This window comes from Protaetiibacter intestinalis (assembly GCF_003627075.1).
Classification (GTDB): domain Bacteria; phylum Actinomycetota; class Actinomycetes; order Actinomycetales; family Microbacteriaceae; genus Homoserinibacter; species Homoserinibacter intestinalis.
This window is the reverse complement of the sequence record NZ_CP032630.1, coordinates 601,180-620,138: the sequence shown is the minus strand read 5'-3', so window position 1 is coordinate 620,138 and position 18,959 is coordinate 601,180. Positions and strand designations below refer to the sequence as shown.

Below are 18,959 nucleotides of genomic sequence, written 5' to 3'. Positions count from 1 at the left end.
CAGAGTGGAATCACGCCGATTCTTCAGGAGGATGCCATGCCCGCGTCGCCGACCCCCGTCGCCCCCGTCCGCTCGCTCGACGAGTGGGTCGCCGAGAACGTCGAGCTGCTGCAGCCCGACCGCGTCGTCTGGATCGACGGCTCGCGCGCCCAGCTCGACGCCCTGCTGCACGACATGGTCGAGGAGGGCCGCATCATCCGCCTCAACCCCGAGCATCGGCCCTACAGCTTCCTCGCCCGTAGCGACCCCGACGACGTCGCGCGCGTCGAGGCGCGCACCTTCATCTGCTCCGAGCGCGAAGAGGATGCGGGCCCCACCAACAACTGGCGCGAGCCGGAGGCCATGCGCGAGGAACTGCGCGGGCTGTTCGCGGGCGCGATGCGCGGCCGGACGATGTACGTGCTGCCGTTCTCGATGGGGCCGGTCGGCGGCGCCCTCTCGCGGTACGGCGTGCAGCTGACCGACTCGGCCTACGTCGTGGCCTCGATGTCGATCATGACGCGCGTCGGCGACGCCGTGCTCGAGCGCATCCGCGCCGGCGCCCGCTGGGTGCCCGCGCTGCACTCGGTCGGCGCGCCGCTCGAACCCGGCGACGAGGACGTGGCGTGGCCGTCCAACCCGGTCAAGTACATCTGCCACTTCCCCGAGACGCGCGAGATCGTCTCCTTCGGCTCCGCCTACGGCGGCAACGCGATCCTCGCCAAGAAGTCGTTCGCGCTGCGCATCGCCTCCGTCATGGCGCGCGACGAGGGCTGGTTGGCCGAGCACATGCTGCTGCTGCGGGTGACCGACCCGCGCGGGCGCCGCTTCCACATCGCGGCCGCGTTCCCGAGCGCGTGCGGCAAGACGAACTTCGCCATGTTGCGCTCGGCGTTGCCCGGGTGGCAGGTCGAGACGCTCGGCGACGACATCGCCTGGCTCGCCCCCGGATCGGATGGGCGCCTGCGCGCCATCAACCCCGAGGCCGGGTTCTTCGGTGTCGCGCCCGGTACCGGGCCCGACACCAACCCGACCGCGATCGACACCCTGTGGGGCAACACGATCTTCACGAATGTGGCGCTCCGCGAGGACGGCGATGTCTGGTGGGAGGGCCTCACGAAGACCCCGCCCGCCGGCCTCACCGACTGGCGGGGCGAGCCCTGGACCCCGGATGCCGGCCGCCCGGCCGCGCACCCCAACTCGCGGTTCACGGTCGCCGCATCCCAGTGCCCCTCCATCGCGCCTGACTGGGACGACCCGAACGGCGTGCCGATCGACGCGATCATCTTCGGCGGGCGGCGCGCCACGAACGTGCCGCTCGTCGTGGAGGCGCGCGACTGGGAGCACGGCGTGTTCCTCGGGGCGACGATCGCCTCCGAGCGCACCGCCGCGGCCGAGGGCGAGCTCGGCGAGCTGCGCCGCGACCCCTTCGCGATGCTGCCCTTCTGCGGCTACAACATGGCCGACTACATGCAGCACTGGCTCGACGTGGGCACGCGCCTGCGCCGCACGGGCGGGGTTCCGGGCGTGTACCAGGTGAACTGGTTCCGCAAGGACGCCGACGGGAAGTGGCTGTGGCCGGGCTTCGGCGAGAACGGCCGCGTGCTCGCCTGGATCGTGGAGCGGATCGCGGGGGAGGCCCCCGCCTCGGACACCCCGCTCGGCCGGATCCCCGCGGTCGGCACGATCGACTACCGCGCGGCGGGGGTGGGCGACGCCGACTGGCAGGAGCTCTTCCGCGTCGACGCGCCCGCCCTGCTCGCGGAGGCGGACGACACCGAGGCGTTCCTCGACCGATTCGGCGACAAGCTCCCGGAGGCGGTGCGTCGCCAGCTCGCGGCGCTGCGCGAGCGGCTCGGCGCACCCCGGCGCGCGGGGAAGAAGGCCGTCGCGTGAGCTTCGTCCTCGGCACCGCGGTGCCCGACCGCAACCTCGCGCTCGAGCTCGTGCGGGCGACGGAGGCGGCCGCCATCCGCGCCTCCGCGTTCGTCGGACTCGGCGACAAGAACGCCGCCGACGGCGCCGCGGTGGATGCCATGCGCGCGTTCCTCGGCACGGTCGCGTTCCGCGGCACGGTCGTGATCGGCGAGGGCGAGAAGGACCGCGCGCCCATGCTGTTCAACGGCGAGGTGGTCGGCACGGGCGACGGGCCGGAGTGCGACATCGCGGTCGACCCGATCGACGGCACCTCCCTCACCGCGGCCGGTCGGCCGAACGCGATCTCGATGATCGCGGCATCCGACCGCGGCACGATGCTGGATGCGTCGAGCGTGTTCTACATGGACAAGATCGTCACCGGTCCCGCGGGCGTCGACATCGTCGACATCCGCCGGCCGATCGGCGACAACCTGCGGGCGCTCGCGAAGGCCTCCGGCAAGAAGGTGGGCGACCTCGCAGTGGGCGTGCTCGACCGTCCCCGGCACGAGGGGCTCGTGGCCGACATCCGCGCGGCGGGTGCCGGCGTGCGGCTGCTGCTCGACGGCGACGTGGGCGGCGGCATCGCGGCGGCGTCGCTCGAGGGCGACCTCGACATGTGCGTGGGCATCGGCGGCAGCCCCGAGGGGGTCGCGACGGCGTGCGCCGTGAAGGCGCTCGGCGGGCTCATCCAGGGGCGGCTCGTGCCGGGCGACGACGCCGAGCGCGAGCGCGCCGAGGCGGCGGGGCTCGAGTTCGACCGGGTGTACGAGGCCGACGACCTCGTCGCGGGCGACAACACCTTCTTCGTGGCGACGGGCGTCACCGACGGCGCGCTGCTCGAGGGCGTGCGCAAGCTCGGCCCCGTGATCCGCACCGAGTCGATCGTCGTGCGCGGCGCATCCGGCACCGTGCGCCGCATCACCGCCGATTACCGCACCGAGCGCTGGATGTGAGGCCATGATTGTCAGGCAATCTGATATTGTCTGACAATCATGGTGGAGATGGCGGGTGCGTCGGCCGCGGCGGTGCGGCCGGATGCCGTGGTCGCGTCGCTGCGCACCGCGATCCTCGCGGGCACCGTCGAGCCGGGGGTCGCCGTCACCGAGGCGCTCGTCTCCGAGACGTTCCGGGTCGCGCGGCCGACGGCGCGCATCGCGATCGACCGGCTCGTCGCCGACGGGCTGCTCGAGCGCGAACCGCACCACGCGGCCCGCGTGCGACGCCTCGGCCGGGACGACATCGCCGACCTCTTCGCGGCGCGCGCCGCCGTCGAGGCGGCGGCCGTCGAGCTGCTGGCCGACACCTCGGCGGTGCCGGAGCCCGCATCCGCCGCCCACGCCCAGCTCGAGCGACTCGACGCGGACGCCTCCTACTGGGCCGTCGACATCGCGTTCCACCGCGCCCTCGTGCAGGGCGCCCCCTCCACGCGGCTGCCGCGCCTGCACGACCAGCTGATGGGCGAGATCGAGTTCGCGCTCGCGCAGGTCGACGCGCACCGCCTGCGCTCCACGCGCGAGGTCGCCGCCGAGCACGGTCGCATCCTCGACGCCGTCGCCGCGGGCGACGCCGCGCTCGCCGGGCACCTCACCCGCGCCCACATCCTCGCGTCGCGCGACCGCCTGCTCGCGCACTTCGACTCGCAGCACGGAAGGTGACCACGGTGGTCAAGCGACAGTTCCCCCGCCCGGCCGAGGTGTTCGGCCTCATGAAGTTCAAGAAGCCCGAGTTCGACGGCCGCACGCGCCGGCTGTCGAAGGCGCTCACGATCTCCGACCTTCGCGACATCGCGAAGCGCCGCACCCCGAAGGCCGCCTTCGACTACACGGATGGCGCGGCCGAGGGCGAGCTGAGCCTCGCGCGGGCGCGCCAGGCGTTCGAGGACGTCGAGTTCAGCCCCCGGATCCTCCGCCCGGCGACCGACGTCGACACGAGCTCGACGATCCTCGGCGGTCCGTCGGCCTACCCCCTCGCGATCGCCCCGACCGGTTTCACCCGGCTCATGCAGACCGAGGGCGAGGTCGCGGGCGCCGGCGCGGCGGGCGCCCTCGGCATCCCGTTCACGCTCTCGACCCTCGGCACGACCTCGATCGAGGGCGTGAAGGCCGCGAACCCCGACGGGCGCAACTGGTTCCAGCTGTACGTCATGCGCGACCGCGAGATCTCCTACGGCCTCGTCGAGCGGGCCGCCGCCGCGGGCTTCGACACCCTGCACTTCACGGTCGACACCCCCGTCGCGGGCGCCCGCCTGCGCGACAAGCGCAACGGCTTCTCGATCCCGCCGCAGCTCACCCTCGGCACGATCGTCAACGCCATCCCGCGCCCCTGGTGGTGGTTCGACTTCCTGACCACCCCGACGCTCGAGTTCGCCTCGCTGTCGTCGACGGGCGGCACGGTCGGCGAGCTGCTCGACGCCGCCATGGACCCCACGATCTCCTTCGACGACCTCGACGTCATCCGGGGGATGTGGCCGGGCAAGATCGTCATCAAGGGGGTGCAGAGCGTCGATGACGCGAAGGCGCTCGCGGCGCGCGGCGTCGACGGCATCGTGCTCTCGAACCACGGCGGTCGTCAGCTCGACCGTGCGCCCATCCCGTTCCACCTGTTGCCGGATGTGGTGCGCGAGGTGGGCAAGGACGTCGAGATCGGACTCGACACGGGCATCATGAACGGCGCCGACATCGTGGCCTCCGTCGCCCTCGGCGCGAAGTTCACGATGATCGGTCGCGCCTACCTCTACGGGCTGATGGCCGGCGGCCGGGCCGGTGTCGACCGCGCGCTCCAGATCCTCACGGGCGAGCTGACCCGCACCATGAAGCTCCTCGGCGCCTCGACCCTCGCCGAGCTCGAGCCCGCCCACGTCACCCAGCTCGAGCGCCTCATCCCGCGCCCCCGTCGCTGATCGGTCGGTTTTCGGCCCCAAACCGCAGGTTTGGGGCCGAAAACCGACCAGTCACGGTCAGACTTTGCGGACGGAACGGATGTTCTCCCACGCCGAGGTGGCGATGGAGAGGGCCGCGACGATCACGAGGATCACGTTGACGACGGGGATGATCGAGGCGGGCCAGCCGGCGGCGGCGAAGAACGCCGGGTTGAGCACGTGGTCCGTCGAGGCGAGCACGATGAGCACGATCGCGCCGACCACGTCGACGACCGTCGCCCCGATCGCGAGCGGCATCGTCCACCGTCCCCGCAGCTTGAGGACGTTCGCGCCCACCTGCAGCAGCGGCACGAGCACGAGCAGCACCACGAGCCCGGACTGCCAGATCCACGGGTGGAAGAACGGGATCGGCGCCCCCGCCGCGTCCGCGTGGGGGCTCACGAACGGCGAGAGCAGGAAGGCCGTGATCACGAGGGCCCCGAGCGTCGTCTCGACGACGAACTCGGTGCGGCTGGTGAGCCTCGCGGAGGTCTCCGGCAGCATGTCGGGGTTCCACGTCGTGCGCTTGCAGGCCGCCTCGGGGGCGGTGCGCTCGATGACGGCGAAGACCACGGTGACCCAGAAGGCGAGGAACACCGCGACCGACAGCGCGGTCCACACGGCGCCGCCGATGACGCCGCCGACCTCGTCGCCCTTCAGCACGCCCACGACGGTGAGCGTCGCGAAGACGATCGGCACGACGATGAACTCGAGCACGGTGAGCAGCCGCTTCCAGTCCGGGTAGAGCGCCGGGCCGATGAGATGCAGCGGGCGTCCCGCGTAGCGGGCGCTCAGCACGATCGGGTCGCCGAGCTCGGTGACGGCCTCGTACTCGGCCGTCTTCGCATCCGCGCCCGCCTCGAGCCGGGCGTCGATCGCGTCGGCGAGGGATGCGCGCAGCTCCTGCTCGAGGTCGGCGCGCTGCTTCTCGGGCACACCGCGCACGACGGCGGAGATATAACGGTCGGTGAGGGTGGTGGCGGTCATGACTGCTCCTTGAGGGTGTCGAACGCGGTGTCGAGCGAGCGCCATTCGGCGGTGAGGAGGTCGGCGAGGGCCGCCCCGTCGTCGCTCGTGCGGTAGAACTTGCGCGGCCGGGCCTCGGCGGTGTCCCACTCGGACACGAGCAGGCCCTGCTTCTCGAGCCGCCGCAGCAGCGGGTAGAGGGTGTTGGCATCCGTGGCGAAGCCCCGGGCCTCGAGCGCCTCGATGAGCGCGTAGCCGTAGTCGGGCGTCTTCAGGAGCAGCAGGCAGGCGAGCACGATCGTGCCGCGCCGCAGCTCCTGCAGGTGGGTGGCGAGCACCTCGTCGTCGTACATGTGTCGCACGATACTGTGCGACACACATTAATGTCAACCGCGTGAGCGCGGGATTTGACAGCCCGCCGGAGCGCCACTAGTGTTCTGACTTGTATACAAGTACGGATACAAGGTCGACGCCGACCCAGAGTCGCGAGCGGCCCCCAACGCAGGAGGACCCGTGAGCGGCGACTGGCCCCAGACCTCGGTGACCGGATCGAACTACCTCAAGGGCGTGCTCGCCCGCGAGCTCGGTGCCGTCGTCGGCTTCGACAACGTCACCGACGACCCGGAGGCCCGCCAGAGCGCCGCCGCCGACTGGTCCTGGCAGTCGAAGTTCATGACCTACCGCGGCCTCGAGCAGCCCGCGGCCGACTTCGTCGTGCGCCCGCGCACGACCGCGGAGGTCGAGCGCGTCGTGCAGATCGCGAACGACCACGTCATCCCGATCGTCCCGCGCGGGGGCGGCTCCGGCACCCAGGGCGGCACCCTCGCCCCCTACGGCGGCATCGCCCTCGACCTCTCGCGGATGACCGACATCGTCGAGATCGACGCCGAGTCGCTCATCGTCACGTGCCAGGCGGGCATCGACGGCCCGACCCTCGAGGCCGCACTCAACGAGCAGGGCCTCACCCTCGCCCACTACCCGGGCTCGTACCACCTCGGCGCCTCGATCGGCGGCTTCGTCGCGGCGCGCGGCTCGGGCGTCGTCTCGACCAAGTACGGCAAGGCCGAGAACCAGGTGCTGCAGCTCGAGGCCGTGCTGCCGCCCGGCCGCACCCTCACGACCCTGCGGGTGCCGAGCCACGCCGCCGGCCCCGACCTGCTGCAGACCCTCGTCGGCTCCGAGGGCACCCTCGGCGTGATCACCCAGCTCGCGATGCGGATCGACCCGCTGCCCGCGCGCCGTGAGTTCCTCGCGTTCTCGTTCCCCGACATCTTCGCCGGGATGGAGGCGGGGCGGCTCATCATGACCTCGCGTCTGCGCCCCGCGACCATCCGCCTCTACGACGAGGCCGACTCCGTCAAGCTGCAGGAGTGGGTGGGCACCCCGTTCACGGGCACCCTCATGGTCATCATGTGCGACGGCTCCGACGAGCTCGTCGCCTACGAGACCCGCGCCATCACCGAACTCGCCGAGAAGGCGGGCGGCACCTCGCAAGGTTCCGAGGTCGGACGGATCTGGTGGGAGGGCAAGTACGAGCCCTACGCGAAGGGCAAGCTGCCGCAGCCGCCGCTCATGTACGGCACCTTCGACCAGGTGGCCCGCTTCTCCGACCTGCCGGCGATCTACCGTGCCAAGAAGGAGGTCATCGAGCGCGAGTTCCGCGAGTACGGCGCCCGGTACACCGCCCACCTCTCGCATTGGTACGACTGGGGCTCGATGCTCTACGACCGGTTCTACGTCGACGCGCCGCCGGAGGACCCGGAGGAGGCGATGGAGCTGCACGACCGGCTCTGGGATGCCGGCATCACCGCGGGCCTCGCGAACGGCGGCGTGCTCAACGACCACCACGGCGTCGGCATCAAACTCGGCCGTTTCATGCGCCCGCAGCTCGGTGTCGGCTTCGAGCTGCTGCGCGAGCTCAAGGACGCCTGGGACCCGAACGGGATCATGAACCCCGGCAAGCTCGGCTTCGGTCCGCCCCGCGGTCCGCGACTCTGAGTCGCGCCCCACGACCCCCACAACTGAATACGGCAACGACAATGGTTCGGCACCCATGTGCCGCGACTCAAAGGAGAGTGTGATGCACCTTTCGTCCCACAACTGGATGCGGCAGGAGCCCATCGAGGTCACGATCGCGCGCCTCGCGAAGCTCGGGTTCAAGTCCATCGAGATCTCGGGCGAACCTGAGAAGTACGACCCGAAGCACGTCAAGGGACTGCTCGACGACGCGGGCATGAAGTGCTGGGGGTCGGTGACCCTCATGGTCGACAAGCGCAACATGCAGTCGGCCGACGAGGCCAAGCGCGCCTCGAGCGTGCAGTACGTGAAGGACTGCATCCAGCTGGTGTCCGACCTCGACGGGCAGATCCTCACCCTGGTGCCCGGCACGGTCGGCAAGGTCGTGCCCGACTCGACCCCCGAGAACGAGTGGCAGTGGCTCGTCGAGGGCACCAAGGAGGTCTACGAGTTCGCCGAGCAGAAGGGCGTGCGGGTCGGCATCGAGCCGCTCAACCGCTTCGAGTCGTACCTCATCACGCGTGCCGAGCAGGCGCTCGCGCTGTGCGCGGAGGTCGGCCCGAACCTCGGCGTCGTGCTCGACGCCTTCCACATCAACATCGAGGAGTCCAACCTCTACGACGCGATCCGCCTCGTCGGCAAGGACAAGCTCGTCGACGTGCACGTGGCCGACAACAACCGGATGCCGGCCGGCTACGGCGACTACGACTGGGCCGAGTTCGTGGGGGTGCTCGAGGAGGTCGGCTACACCGGCGCCCTCACCGCCGAGTTCGTGGCGCCGGTGGACCGCACGCCCGCCAACAAGTACCCGAACGCGCTCGAGACGAACCTCGAGAACCTCGACATCGACGAGGAGCAGCTCAAGTTCATCGTCGACCACGGCTCGTCGATCCTCACCGAGGAGTACTACACGTGGCTCTACGAGCAGCACGCCAAGACGCTGCTGCCGCTCGTCGACAACGTGTTCTGATCGGGTCGGCACCGAAGGATCGGAGATCTGCTCCCCATGGGAAGAGTCGTCATCGTCGCCACGCTCGACACGAAGGGCCCGGAGACCGCGTACCTGCGCGATCGCCTCAACGCCCTCGGCATCGAGACCTTCGTGGTCGACAGCGGCATCCTCGGGGAGCCGGTCGGCATCGTGCCGGATGTCTCACACGAGCAGTTGGCTGAGCGAGGCGGCATCACCCTCGCCCAGCTGCAGCACTCCGGTACGCGGGGTCGCGCAGTCGACACGATGCGCGACCTCGTCACCGACCTCGTGCGCGAGCTGCACGAGGCGGGCGAGCTCATCGGCGGCATCGCGCTCGGCGGCGTCGGCTCCGTCATGGGGGCCGCCGCCGTGCAGGTGCTGCCGGTCGGGGTGCCGAAGATCGTCGTCGCGCCGACGGCGAGCGGTCACCACGAGTTCGGGCCGTACGTGGGCCTCAAGGACGTCTTCGTGGTGCACTCGGTCGTCGACATCCTGGGGCTGAACCCCGTGCTCACGACCGTGCTCGACAACGTCGCGGCGGCCATGAAGGGGATGCTGGACGCCGGCCACGCGCTCGGCGCGCCGCCCGCGGGCCGCCGGTACGTGGCGTCCACGATGCTCGGCAACACGACGCGCGCCGTCGCCGCCATGAAGGACCGCCTCGCCGAGGCGGGCTACGAGACGGTCGTCTTCCACTCCAACGGAGTCGGCGGCCCGGCGATGGAGGAGCTCGCCGAGGCGGGCCAGTTCGTCGGCGTCGTCGACTACACGACGAACGAGATCTACGACCCGATGGTGGGCGGCATCCACGACGGCGGCCCCGACCGCCTCGCGGTGGCCGGCCGCCTCGGGCTGCCGCAGGTGGTGCTGCCCGGCTGCAACGACTTCTCGGTGTGGTCGCCCGCGACGATCCCCGAGGACATGCGCGACCGCCCCGCCTACGACCACAACCCCGAGTACACGCTCGTGCGGGCCACCCACGAGGAGAAGCGCGCCCTCGGCCGCGTCTTCGCCGAGCGCCTTAACCAGGCCACCGGGCCCGTGCTCGTGCTCTTCCCCACCCGCGGCCTGTCGATCCCGGCCACGCCCGACGGCGTGTTCTGGGATCCGGAGGGCGACGCCCTCTACCTCGCGGCCATCCGCGAGCACCTGCGGCCCGACATCCCCGTCGAGACCGTCGAGCTGCACATCAACGACCCCGAGCTGGGCCGTCTCGCCGCCGAGCGCTTCCTCGCACTCGTCGGCGGACGCGGTCCGGCCGACTGAACCGCATCCGTCACGAAGGAGAACACGAAGATGCCCCTGGTCCGATCCGAGTCGTCCGGCTACGAGCGCGAGGTCGCGCACCTCACCGAGGGGGACGAGGACTTCCGCGCGAAGTTCGTGTCCTGGAACCTCGCCTACCTCTCGTACGTCGACATCAACGAGTACCTCGCCGTCAAGGACACGGTGCTCGTACCGATGGCCTCGACCGAGCAGCACGGCCCGCACCTGCCGCTCTACACCGACACCATCACGGCCGTCGAGATCTCCGAGCGCATCTCGGAGGCGATCGGCGTGCTGCACACCCCGCCGATCTGGACCGGCTACTCACCGCAGCACATGTACGGCGTCGGTCAGGGTCGCGGCACGATCACGGTGCGCGCGAGCACGCTGCTCGACCTCATGTACGACGTGGCGCGCTCGCTCATCCACCACGGCTTCAACCGGGTGATCTTCATCAACGGCCACGGCTCCAACACGAAGGTCGTCGACCCGGTGCTGCGGCGGCTGCGCTACGAGACGGGTGCGCTCATCTCGTTTGTGAAGCCGTTCATGGAGCGCTATGTGGGTGTGCTCGACGGGCTCATGGAGAACCCGCCCGAGGAAACCCCCGGCTGGCACTCGAGCGAGCTCGAGACCTCGCAGGACATGGCCTGGCGCCCCGAGCTCGTGCGCATGGAGCGCGCGGTCGACACCCGCGCCCACACGCCCGCGTTCCTGCCCGACGCGTTCCAGAAGAACGACGGGATGCCCGACACCGAGTTCGAGGGCTACCAGTACTTCACCTTCCCGATGGACCACCACGAGTTCGTCGAGAACGGCATCATCGGCAACCCGATGCGGGCCACCCCGGAGAAGGGGTTCGAGGCCTTCCGCCGCTATTCGGAGCACACCGCGCGCGGCATCCTCGAGCTCATGAAGGCGCCCGTCGAGGTGCACGACCGGGAGTTCGTCAACCGCGTCATGTGACGCGGGGCCCCGGCGCCCCCGATCCTTCCCGGTCCCGGGGGCGCCGAGGTCGTAACATGAAGCCCTTGCAGGGCCTGCGCGCAGGCGCAGGCCGAGGAGGCGGGATGACACTGACCGACGAGAACCACTCGCGCGTCGAGGGTGCGTACGAGTACCTGCTCGGCGAGATCACCTCCTTCCGCGTGCGCACCGGCGCCCCGCTCTCGGAGAACCGGATCGCGGCGCAGCTCGGGATCTCGCGCACCCCCGTGCGCGAGGCCCTGCAGCGCCTCGAGAAGGAGGGGCTCGTGAAGCGCAGCGACAGCGCGCGCTTCACCGTCTCGCAGCTCACGCCGCAGGAGGCGAACGAGGCCTGCGACATGCTCGAGGTGCTCGACACCTACATCGCCAAGAAGGCCGCGTCGCTGCTCAGCCCCGACGACCACGAGGTGCTGCGCGCCTCCGTCGACGCGATGCGCGTCGCCGCGGCCTCCGGAGACCGCGCGGCGTGGTCGGAGGCCGACCTCGCCTTCCACCGGCTCCTGAACGGCATCGCGGGCAACGCCCTCGTCTCGGAGACGGTGAAGGAGACGCGCCGCCGCGTGCAGCGCTTCTGGCTGCACGCCGCGTCGCTGCAGTCGCGGCTCATCGACTGCTCCGACGAGCACGCGGTGCTCGCGGAGGCGATGATCAGCAAGGACTACGCGGCGATCGAGCCGGCCGTCAAGGAGCACATCGACCACATGCGCGAGCGCATCCTCGACCTGCTGGCCGCCGCCGCGATGTACATCGGGGAGTGAGCCCGCGGGGGCGCGGCGCGTCCGCACCCCCGCGACGCCTCAGTCCTTCGCGGCGAACGCGTCGTCGAACGAGCCGGTCGGCACCGACCACAGCAGCGAGCGCACGAAGGCGAGCCCGGCCGGGGCGCCCTCGAGGCGGTCCATGCCGGCGTCCTCCCATTCGACCGAGACGGGGCCCGTGTAGCCGATGTGGTCGAGGGCGCGGATGGCGTCCTCCCACGGCACGTCGCCGCGGCCCGTCGAGACGAAGTCCCAGCCGCGGCGCGGGTCGGCCCACGGGCGGTGCGAGCCGAGCACGCCGTTGCGGCCGCCGCCCATCCGCATCCGGGTGTCCTTGCAGTCCACGTGGTAGATCCGGTCGGCGAAGTCGAGGATGAACGCGACGGGGTCGAGCCCCTGCCACACCATGTGGCTCGGGTCCCAGTTGAGGCCGAACGCCTCGCGGTGGTCGATCGCCTCGAGGGTGCGCACGGTCGTCCAGTAGTCGTAGGCGATCTCGCTCGGGTGCACCTCGTGGGCGAAGCGCACGCCCTCGGCGTCGTAGACGTCGAGGATGGGGTTCCAGCGGGTCGCGAAGTCCTCGTAGCCCGCGTCGATGACGTCCTGTCCGACGGGCGGGAACATCGCGACGTAGGGCCAGATCTTCGACCCCGTGAAGCCGACGACCGTGTCGACGCCGAGCCTGCGGGCCGCGATCGCGGTCTTCTTCATCTCCTCGGCGGCGCGCTGCCGCACGCCCTCGGCGTCGCCGTCGCCCCACACCCGGGAGCCGACGATGGCCTGGTGGCGGAAGTCGATCGGGTCGTCGCAGACGGCCTGGCCCTTGAGGTGGTTGGAGATCGCGAAGAGCTGCAGCTCGTGGCGCTTCAGGATCTCGAGGCGGGAGGCGACGTACGCGTCGTCCTCGGCGGCGAGCCACGGGTCGAGGTGGTCGCCCCAGCAGGCGAGCTCGAGGCCGTCGTAGCCCCATCCGCTCGCGAGCCGGGCCACCTCCTCGAGCGGGAGGTCGGCCCACTGGCCGGTGAACAGGGTGACGGGGTGGGACATGGTGACTCCTTCGTCGGGGTTGCGGTGGTGGAGGGGGGTTCAGGGGGCGGTGGCCGCGCCGTCGTGCGCCGCGGAGCGCTCGATCGCGTCGAGCACGCGCTGCACGGCGAGGCCCTCCGCGAAGCTCGGCGTCGAGGGGCGGCCGTCGCGGATGTCGCCGAGCAGCTGGGCGAACTGGTGCGTGAAGCTGTGCTCCCAGCCGATGATGTGCCCGTCGGGCCACCAGGCGTTCACCCACGGATGCCCGGACTCGGTCACGAGGATGCGCGTGAAGCCCTGACGCCCGGCGTCGCCGCGGGCGTCGAAGTACTCGAGCTCGTTGAGGCGTTCGAGGTCGAACGCGATCGAGCCGTGCTCGCCGTAGAGCTCGAGGCGCAGGCCGTTCTTGCGGCCGCCCGCGAAGCGCGACACCTCGAGTTGGGCGACGCCGCCGCCCCAGAGGTGGGCGCTCGCCCAGGCGGCGTCGTCGACGGTGACCTCCTCGAGCGGCCCGCCGCCTCCGCTGCCGCCGAGCGCGCCGTCGCCGCTCTCGCCCGCGGGGCGCCGGGTGACGAAGGTGCGCATCCCGCCGTTGAGGCTCTCGATCCGGTCGCCCGTGAGGTGCAGCACGAGGTCGACGATGTGGGCGCCGAGGTCGCCGAGCGCGCCCGAGCCGGCCTGCTCCTTGCGCAGCCGCCAGCTCATGGGGGAGGAGGGGTCGGCGAGCCAGTCCTGCAGGTAGCTCGCGCGCACGTGCCGGATGGCGCCGATGCGGCCCTCGTCGATGAGCTCCTTGGCGAGCGCGATGGCCGGCACCCGGCGGTAGTTGAAGTTGACGATCGCGTGCTGGCCGCGCGCCTCGGCCGCGGCGGCCGCGGCGGCCATCGCCTCCGCCTCGGCGAGCGTGTTGGCGAGCGGCTTCTCGACGACGACGTGCTTGCCCGCCTCGAGCGCGGCGATCGCGATCTCGGCGTGCAGGTGGCCGGGAGTGAGGATGTCGACGATGTCGACGTCGTCGCGCTCGAGCACGCTGCGCCAGTCGGTCGCCGTCTCGTCCCAGCCGTAGCGCGCGGCGGCGCGGCCCACGGCCTCCGCGTCGCGGCCGACGAGGAGGCGGCGGTGCACGGGCGGCACGTCGAAGTAGGCCCCGACGTTGCGCCAGGCGCCCGAGTGCGCCTTCCCCATGAAGGCGTAGCCGATCGCGGCGACTCCGAGCGATCCATCCGGTGCGGGCATCGTGTTCCTTTCGCGTCGTTGCGAGCCCCGCGCGAGGCCTGCGCGGAGGGGGCGCGGGCCGGGATGTTTGACATCTCCGAGCGCGCAGGGATACTGTACCCGAAGTTGTATACAAGTAGGGATACAGTTTGGTGTCCCAACCCGGAAGCCCCTCACAGAGACGTGGAGCGCGTGTGGACCAGATCCTCCTCATCACCCTGAACGGGTTGACGCTGGCGGCCGTCTACTTCCTGGTGGCGAGCGGCCTGACGCTGATCTTCGGCCTCATGCGCGTCATCACGATGGCCCACGGCACGAGCTACCTGCTCGGCGGCTACGTCGGCTACACGATCGCGAAGGCGACCGGCAACTGGTTCCTCGGCGCCCTCGGCGCGGCCGTCGCGATCGGCGTGCTCGGACTGTTCATCCACCAGGTGCTCATCCGCCGCTTCCAGGACGACGACATGCGCGTCGCGCTCATCACGCTCGGCGTCTCGCTCATCGGCACCGACCTCATGCTCGCGACCTTCGGCGGCACCGCCACCCAGGTGCCGGTGCCCGACGAGCTGCAGGTGGCATCCGTCGCGATCCCGGGGGTCGGCTCCTACCCGGTGCTGCGGCTGCTCGTGCTCGCCCTCGCGATCGTCATCGGGGTCGCCCTCGCGCTCGTCATCACCCGCACCCGGTTCGGCTCGATCGTGCGGGCCGGCGTCGACGACAGCCGGATGACGGCCGCCACGGGCGTCAACGTGCGACTCGTGTTCGCCGCGATCTTCGTGCTCGGCTCCGCCCTCGCCGCCCTCGCCGGCGTCGTGGGAGGCACCCTCTTCCCGCTGCTGCCCGGCCAGGACGGCGTGTTCCTGCTGTACTCGCTCGTCGTCGTGATCGTCGGGGGGATGGGGTCCATCCCGGGGGCGGCGCTCGGCGCGGCCCTCGTGGGGCTCGTCTCGCAGTTCGCCCTCGTCTACGCGCCCACCTACTCGCTCGTGCTGACCTTCGCCCTCATGGTCGTCGTGCTCGCCGTGCGCCCCCAGGGCCTCATGGGGAGGGCAGCCTGATGGCCGGCGCCGTCCGCACCCGGCGGTGGACCCGCCGCATCCCGCTCGTCATCGGGCTCGTCGCCCTCGGCGTCGCGATCGCGTTCCCGTACCTCGTCGACCGGCCGCGGTTCTGGCTGCCCAACATCGGCGTGCGATCGATCTGGCTCGGCATCATCGCCATGAGCCTCGTCTTCCTCAACCGCTACGTCGGGCTGCTCTCGCTCGCGCAGGTCACCGTCGCGGGCATCTCCGCCTACGGCGTCGGCTACGTCATGGTGACCCTCGAGCAGGACTTCCTGCTGGGCGCCCTCGTGGGCATCCTCGCCGGCACGGTCGCCGCGTTCCTCATCGCGCTCATTGCGGCCCGCACGCGCGCCATCTACTTCCTCATGATCACCCTCGCGATCGGCCAGGTGTTCTACTCCTGGGCCTCGCAGGCGATCGAGGTGACCAACGCGCGCCGCGGTCTCGCGCCCGTGCTCAAGCCCGACTGGGGCGTCGTCAACCTCAACGACATCACGACGTTCTACTACTTCGCGCTCGCCGTCGGCGTGCTCTGCTACCTGCTCTGCCGCTACGTCGGCGCCTCGACGTTCGGCCTCACCCTGCAGGGCGTGCGCGACAGTCCCGATCGCATGAAGGCGCTCGGCTACAACGTCAACGCCTACCGGATCGCGGCCACCACCTTCGCGGGCTTCATCGCCTCCGTCGGCGGCGTGCTGCTCGTGCTCGACCGGGCGCAGGTCGACCCCGACGTCGTGAGCCTCGGCTCGACGCTCGACGTGCTCGTCGTCGCCGTCGTCGGCGGGATCGGCTCGCTCGGCGGCGTCTTCGCGGGCGCCGTCGTGCTGACTCTGCTCTCCAACTTCGCCCAGAACCTCACCGACCGCTACATGACCCTCACCGGGCTCGTGTTCATCCTCATCCTGCTGTTCGCCCCCTCCGGCCTGGCGGGGATCGGGCGGCAGGTCAAGCGGTTCGTCGACCGTCGCCGTGCGGCGGGCGCCGGACCATCCGAAGAGCCGCCGACGGCACCGTCGACGGAGCATGCAATCACCGAAGGGAAACAGCGATGAAGCTGAAGAAGAAGTCGATCGCCGCGGCGATCGGAATCGGGAGCGCCATGCTCCTGGCCGTCACCGGCTGCTCCGCCCCGGGCGGGGACGGCGGGGACGGTGGCGACACCATCAAGATCGGCGTGCTCGCCACGAGCGAAGGCAACCTCGCCTTCGGCATGGACGAGGCCAAGGCCGCCATCGGCGTCGCGATGGAGGCGCGCGGGGGCACGGCCGAGGGCGGCGAGGTCGCCGGCAAGAAGATCGAGTTCGTCTACGCGGGCACCGATGGCACCACCGCATCCGCGCAGACCCAGGTCAAGAAGCTCGTCGAGAACGACGGCGTCGACATCGTGCTCGGCCCGGTCTCCGGCGACGAGGGCGAGACGGTCGTGCAGTACGCGCTGACCGTCCCGGAGGTCACCTTCGTCAACGGTGCGGCCAGCCCCGTCGGCATGACGCTCGAGGGCGCCGAGAACTTCTTCCGCTTCCATGGCGACTCCGCCATGTGGATGGGCGGCGTGGGCACCTACGCCCACGACGAGAAGGGCTACGAGAAGATCTACCTCCTCGCCGAGGACTACTCCTTCCCGTACGACAACGCGGGCGGGTTCTTCAGCGAGTTCTGCGCCGCGGGCGGCGAGATCACGGGCGCCTCGTGGGTGCCCGTCGGCACGACCGACTACGCGACGATCATCGCCCAGATCCCGGCCGACACCGACGCGGTGTACGTGGGCCTCGGCGGTGCGGATGCGGCCAGCTTCCTCTCGCAGGCGGTCACCAACGGCGTCAGCAAGCCCCTCGTCGGCGGCACGATCGCGGTCGACACCACGGCGCTCTCGGGCGACGCGAACATCGCCTCCGCGGCGGTCGGCATGATCTCGGGCGGACCGGTGCCGGGTGGCGACTACGACACCCCCGAGTGGGATGCCTTCGTTGCGGCCTACGCGACGCAGCCCAACGCCTTCCCGAGCCCGTCGATCTTCTCGATCCTGTACTACAACTCATTCGAGTCGCTGCTGCTCGGCCTCGAGAAGGCGGACGGCGACCTGAGCGACGGCCAGTCGGCGTTCCGCGAGGCGCTCTCGGGCCTCGACTGGACCTCGCCCACCGGTGAGATCAAGCTCGACGAGAACCGTCAGGCGATCGTGACCAACTTCATGAACGAGGTCGTGACGGACGACTCGGGCGCGCTCGTGCTCAGCACCGTCGCCCAGACCGACGGCGTGAAGCAGGGCACCACGGTCTACGACCGCTTCGAGTCCTGCGCCGATCTCGGCTGACCCCCCGGTCCCGGGCCGGATGCGCGCATCCGGCCCGGGACATCCATCCACGCGAAGGGAATCGCGATGAGCACCGACACCGCCCTCGTCGTCGACGACGTGTCGAAGCACTTCGGCGGCCTGAAGGCCATGCGGCACGTGAGCCTCACGCTCGGTGTCGGCGAGCGCATCAGCGTCATCGGCACCAACGGCGCGGGCAAGTCGACGCTGTTCAACTGCATCGCGGGCACCTTCCCGGCGAGCTCCGGACGCATCGAGCTGTTCGGCGAGGACGTCACCCGGATGTCCGCCTCGCGTCGTGCGCGACGCGGCCTCGCCCGCACCTTCCAGACCTCGCGGCTGTTCGAGCAGCTCACCGCCGCCGAGAACGTCTTCATCGCCCTCGGCGGCAACGAGTTCCGCGGCGGTCTGCTGCGACCGAGCCGGTTCGGACGCGAGCGCTGGGACCGTGTCGAGCGGCTGCTCGAGCGCGTCGGGCTCGCGGGACGCGACGAGACGGTCGTCGCCGACCTCTCGCACGGCGAGCAGCGCCAGCTCGAGCTCGCGATGGCGCTCGCCCTGCAGCCGCGGCTGCTCATGCTCGACGAGCCGGCGGCCGGCTTCTCGCCCGCCGAGCGCGTGCACCTCACGACGCTGCTGCGCGAGCTGCCGCAGGAGATCAGCCTGCTGCTCATCGAGCACGACATGGACATCGCCCTCGCGGTCGCCACCCGCGTCATCGTGATGCACGACGGCGAGAAGATCCTCGAGGGCACGCCGGACGAGATCCGCGCCTCCGAGCGGGTCCGCGAGATCTACCTGGGAGGTTCCGTTGCCGACGTCGCCTGACCCCGTCGTCCCCCTCGCCTCGCCCGGCGCCGGGCCGACCGTGTTCGAGGTCGAGAACCTCAACGTGGCCTACGGGCGCGTGCACGTGCTGCAGGACGTGAGCTTCTCGATGGGCACCGAGCCGCTCGGGATGGTCGGCCGCAACGGCATGGGCAAGTCGACGCTCACCAACGCGATCGCCGGCTTCCTGCCGGTGCGCAGCGGCTCGATCCGCTTCGAGGGCGGCGAGCTCGTCGGGCGCCAGCCGTACCAGATCAACCGCGCCGGGGTCGGCTACGTGCCCCAGGGTCGGCGGATCTTCCCCTCGCTCACGGTGCACGAGCACCTGACGATGGTCAAGCGCGCGCGGGGTGCGCGCTGGGACGTGCCCGCGGTGTACGAACTGTTCCCGCGGCTCGCCGAGCGTCGCCGCAACGGCGGCGCCGAGCTCTCCGGCGGCGAGCAGCAGATGCTCGCGATCGGCCGCGCCCTGCTGTCGAACCCGCGCCTGCTCGTCATGGACGAGCCGAGCGAGGGCCTCGCGCCCGCCGTCGTCGACCACCTCGCCGAGGTGTTCCGACGACTCGTGAGCGAGGGGCAGGCGGTGCTGCTCATCGAGCAGAACCTGCGGTTCGCGACCGAGCTGTGCGACCGCATCCTCGTGATGGTGAACGGGCGCATCGCCGCCGACCTGAGCGCCCACGAGATCGCGAACGACGAGGCCGTGCAGAACAAGTACCTCGGCGTCGTCTGA

The 18,959-nt window shown here is 70.8% G+C and carries 18 protein-coding genes; 14 read left to right on the top strand and 4 right to left on the bottom strand.

What is annotated here, in order from left to right; all coding sequences use genetic code 11:
• Window positions 1–36 precede the first annotated feature (36 nt).
• The 4 genes from D7I47_RS03010 to D7I47_RS02995 are packed head-to-tail and all read left to right on the top strand — an operon-like array spanning window position 37 to window position 4,795.
• Complete coding sequence (locus D7I47_RS03010) at window positions 37–1,875, top strand: phosphoenolpyruvate carboxykinase (GTP) (protein ID WP_120761674.1); 1,839 nt, start codon at window positions 37–39, stop codon at window positions 1,873–1,875.
• Complete coding sequence (glpX, locus tag D7I47_RS03005) at window positions 1,872–2,849, top strand: class II fructose-bisphosphatase (protein WP_120761673.1); 978 nt, start codon at window positions 1,872–1,874, stop codon at window positions 2,847–2,849. The genes D7I47_RS03010 and glpX overlap by 4 nt, the downstream gene beginning before the upstream one ends.
• Before the next feature lie 48 nt (window positions 2,850–2,897).
• Window positions 2,898–3,551, top strand: coding sequence for a GntR family transcriptional regulator (locus D7I47_RS03000; RefSeq protein ID WP_227000807.1), 654 nt, complete (start codon window positions 2,898–2,900; stop codon window positions 3,549–3,551).
• A gap of 5 nt (window positions 3,552–3,556) precedes the next feature.
• A complete protein-coding gene (locus D7I47_RS02995) occupies window positions 3,557–4,795 on the top strand; it encodes an alpha-hydroxy acid oxidase (RefSeq protein WP_120763780.1) in 1,239 nt (412 codons plus the stop codon).
• A 57-nt stretch (window positions 4,796–4,852) separates the two neighbouring features.
• Here the strand turns inward: D7I47_RS02995 and D7I47_RS02990 are convergent, their stop codons facing one another.
• Both D7I47_RS02990 and D7I47_RS02985 read right to left on the bottom strand, forming a co-directional pair.
• Window positions 4,853–5,800: a permease prefix domain 1-containing protein gene (locus D7I47_RS02990; RefSeq protein WP_120761671.1), complete on the bottom strand. Its 948-nt coding sequence runs from the start codon at window positions 5,798–5,800 to the stop codon at window positions 4,853–4,855.
• Window positions 5,797–6,132 carry a PadR family transcriptional regulator gene (locus D7I47_RS02985; RefSeq protein WP_120761670.1) on the bottom strand — a complete coding sequence of 112 codons (336 nt, stop codon included), beginning with the start codon at window positions 6,130–6,132 and terminating at the stop codon, window positions 5,797–5,799. Before D7I47_RS02985 ends, D7I47_RS02990 begins: the two co-directional genes overlap by 4 nt.
• 160 nt (window positions 6,133–6,292) lie before the next feature.
• Here D7I47_RS02985 and D7I47_RS02980 point away from each other — a divergent pair, with 160 nt between their 5' ends.
• From D7I47_RS02980 to D7I47_RS02960, 5 genes are all read left to right on the top strand, one after another.
• Window positions 6,293–7,777, top strand: coding sequence for an FAD-binding oxidoreductase (locus tag D7I47_RS02980; protein ID WP_120761669.1), 1,485 nt, complete (start codon window positions 6,293–6,295; stop codon window positions 7,775–7,777).
• Window positions 7,778–7,859: 82 nt separating this feature from the next.
• A complete protein-coding gene (locus D7I47_RS02975) occupies window positions 7,860–8,765 on the top strand; it encodes a sugar phosphate isomerase/epimerase family protein (RefSeq protein ID WP_120761668.1) in 906 nt (301 codons plus the stop codon).
• Between the two features lie 36 nt (window positions 8,766–8,801).
• A complete protein-coding gene (locus D7I47_RS02970; RefSeq protein ID WP_120761667.1) occupies window positions 8,802–10,034 on the top strand; it encodes a Tm-1-like ATP-binding domain-containing protein in 1,233 nt (410 codons plus the stop codon).
• A 30-nt stretch (window positions 10,035–10,064) separates the two neighbouring features.
• Window positions 10,065–11,000, top strand: coding sequence for a creatininase family protein (locus D7I47_RS02965; RefSeq protein WP_120761666.1), 936 nt, complete (start codon window positions 10,065–10,067; stop codon window positions 10,998–11,000).
• A 104-nt stretch (window positions 11,001–11,104) separates the two neighbouring features.
• Window positions 11,105–11,779 (top strand): GntR family transcriptional regulator, encoded by a 675-nt coding sequence (locus D7I47_RS02960; protein WP_170154356.1) that lies wholly within the window; start codon window positions 11,105–11,107, stop codon window positions 11,777–11,779.
• Between the two features lie 39 nt (window positions 11,780–11,818).
• Here the strand turns inward: D7I47_RS02960 and D7I47_RS02955 are convergent, their stop codons facing one another.
• Window positions 11,819–12,826, bottom strand: coding sequence for a sugar phosphate isomerase/epimerase family protein (locus D7I47_RS02955; protein ID WP_120761664.1), 1,008 nt, complete (start codon window positions 12,824–12,826; stop codon window positions 11,819–11,821).
• Between the two features lie 39 nt (window positions 12,827–12,865).
• Window positions 12,866–14,041 (bottom strand): Gfo/Idh/MocA family protein, encoded by a 1,176-nt coding sequence (locus D7I47_RS02950; protein ID WP_120761663.1) that lies wholly within the window; start codon window positions 14,039–14,041, stop codon window positions 12,866–12,868.
• Between the two features lie 173 nt (window positions 14,042–14,214).
• Between D7I47_RS02950 and D7I47_RS02945 the strand changes: the two genes are divergently transcribed.
• From D7I47_RS02945 to D7I47_RS02925, 5 genes are all read left to right on the top strand, one after another.
• On the top strand, window positions 14,215–15,078 hold the full coding sequence (locus D7I47_RS02945) for a branched-chain amino acid ABC transporter permease (RefSeq protein ID WP_120761662.1): 864 nt from the start codon (window positions 14,215–14,217) through the stop codon (window positions 15,076–15,078).
• On the top strand, window positions 15,078–16,136 hold the full coding sequence (locus D7I47_RS02940; protein WP_120761661.1) for a branched-chain amino acid ABC transporter permease: 1,059 nt from the start codon (window positions 15,078–15,080) through the stop codon (window positions 16,134–16,136). Before D7I47_RS02945 ends, D7I47_RS02940 begins: the two co-directional genes overlap by 1 nt.
• Window positions 16,133–17,398 (top strand): ABC transporter substrate-binding protein, encoded by a 1,266-nt coding sequence (locus tag D7I47_RS02935; protein ID WP_120761660.1) that lies wholly within the window; start codon window positions 16,133–16,135, stop codon window positions 17,396–17,398. Before D7I47_RS02940 ends, D7I47_RS02935 begins: the two co-directional genes overlap by 4 nt.
• 66 nt (window positions 17,399–17,464) lie before the next feature.
• The gene (locus D7I47_RS02930; RefSeq protein WP_120761659.1) at window positions 17,465–18,226 is read left to right on the top strand and encodes an ABC transporter ATP-binding protein; all 762 of its coding nucleotides are present in this window, start codon (window positions 17,465–17,467) and stop codon (window positions 18,224–18,226) included.
• Complete coding sequence (locus D7I47_RS02925) at window positions 18,210–18,959, top strand: ABC transporter ATP-binding protein (RefSeq protein WP_227000805.1); 750 nt, start codon at window positions 18,210–18,212, stop codon at window positions 18,957–18,959. The genes D7I47_RS02930 and D7I47_RS02925 overlap by 17 nt, the downstream gene beginning before the upstream one ends.

Bases quoted from the DNA above. Each gene is read 5' to 3' on its own strand.
- D7I47_RS02955 (WP_120761664.1), bottom strand. From the start codon at position 12,826: ATGTCCCACCCCGTCACCCTGTTCACCGGCCAGTGGGCCGACCTCCCG.
- D7I47_RS03000 (WP_227000807.1), top strand. From the start codon at position 2,898: ATGGCGGGTGCGTCGGCCGCGGCGGTGCGGCCGGATGCCGTGGTCGCG.
- D7I47_RS03010 (WP_120761674.1), top strand. From the start codon at position 37: ATGCCCGCGTCGCCGACCCCCGTCGCCCCCGTCCGCTCGCTCGACGAG.
- D7I47_RS02930 (WP_120761659.1), top strand. From the start codon at position 17,465: ATGAGCACCGACACCGCCCTCGTCGTCGACGACGTGTCGAAGCACTTC.
- D7I47_RS02965 (WP_120761666.1), top strand. From the start codon at position 10,065: ATGCCCCTGGTCCGATCCGAGTCGTCCGGCTACGAGCGCGAGGTCGCG.
- D7I47_RS02950 (WP_120761663.1), bottom strand. From the start codon at position 14,041: ATGCCCGCACCGGATGGATCGCTCGGAGTCGCCGCGATCGGCTACGCC.
- D7I47_RS02935 (WP_120761660.1), top strand. From the start codon at position 16,133: ATGAAGCTGAAGAAGAAGTCGATCGCCGCGGCGATCGGAATCGGGAGC.
- D7I47_RS02960 (WP_170154356.1), top strand. From the start codon at position 11,105: ATGACACTGACCGACGAGAACCACTCGCGCGTCGAGGGTGCGTACGAG.
- D7I47_RS02985 (WP_120761670.1), bottom strand. From the start codon at position 6,132: ATGTACGACGACGAGGTGCTCGCCACCCACCTGCAGGAGCTGCGGCGC.
- D7I47_RS02990 (WP_120761671.1), bottom strand. From the start codon at position 5,800: ATGACCGCCACCACCCTCACCGACCGTTATATCTCCGCCGTCGTGCGC.
- D7I47_RS02970 (WP_120761667.1), top strand. From the start codon at position 8,802: ATGGGAAGAGTCGTCATCGTCGCCACGCTCGACACGAAGGGCCCGGAG.
- D7I47_RS02975 (WP_120761668.1), top strand. From the start codon at position 7,860: ATGCACCTTTCGTCCCACAACTGGATGCGGCAGGAGCCCATCGAGGTC.
- D7I47_RS02940 (WP_120761661.1), top strand. From the start codon at position 15,078: ATGGCCGGCGCCGTCCGCACCCGGCGGTGGACCCGCCGCATCCCGCTC.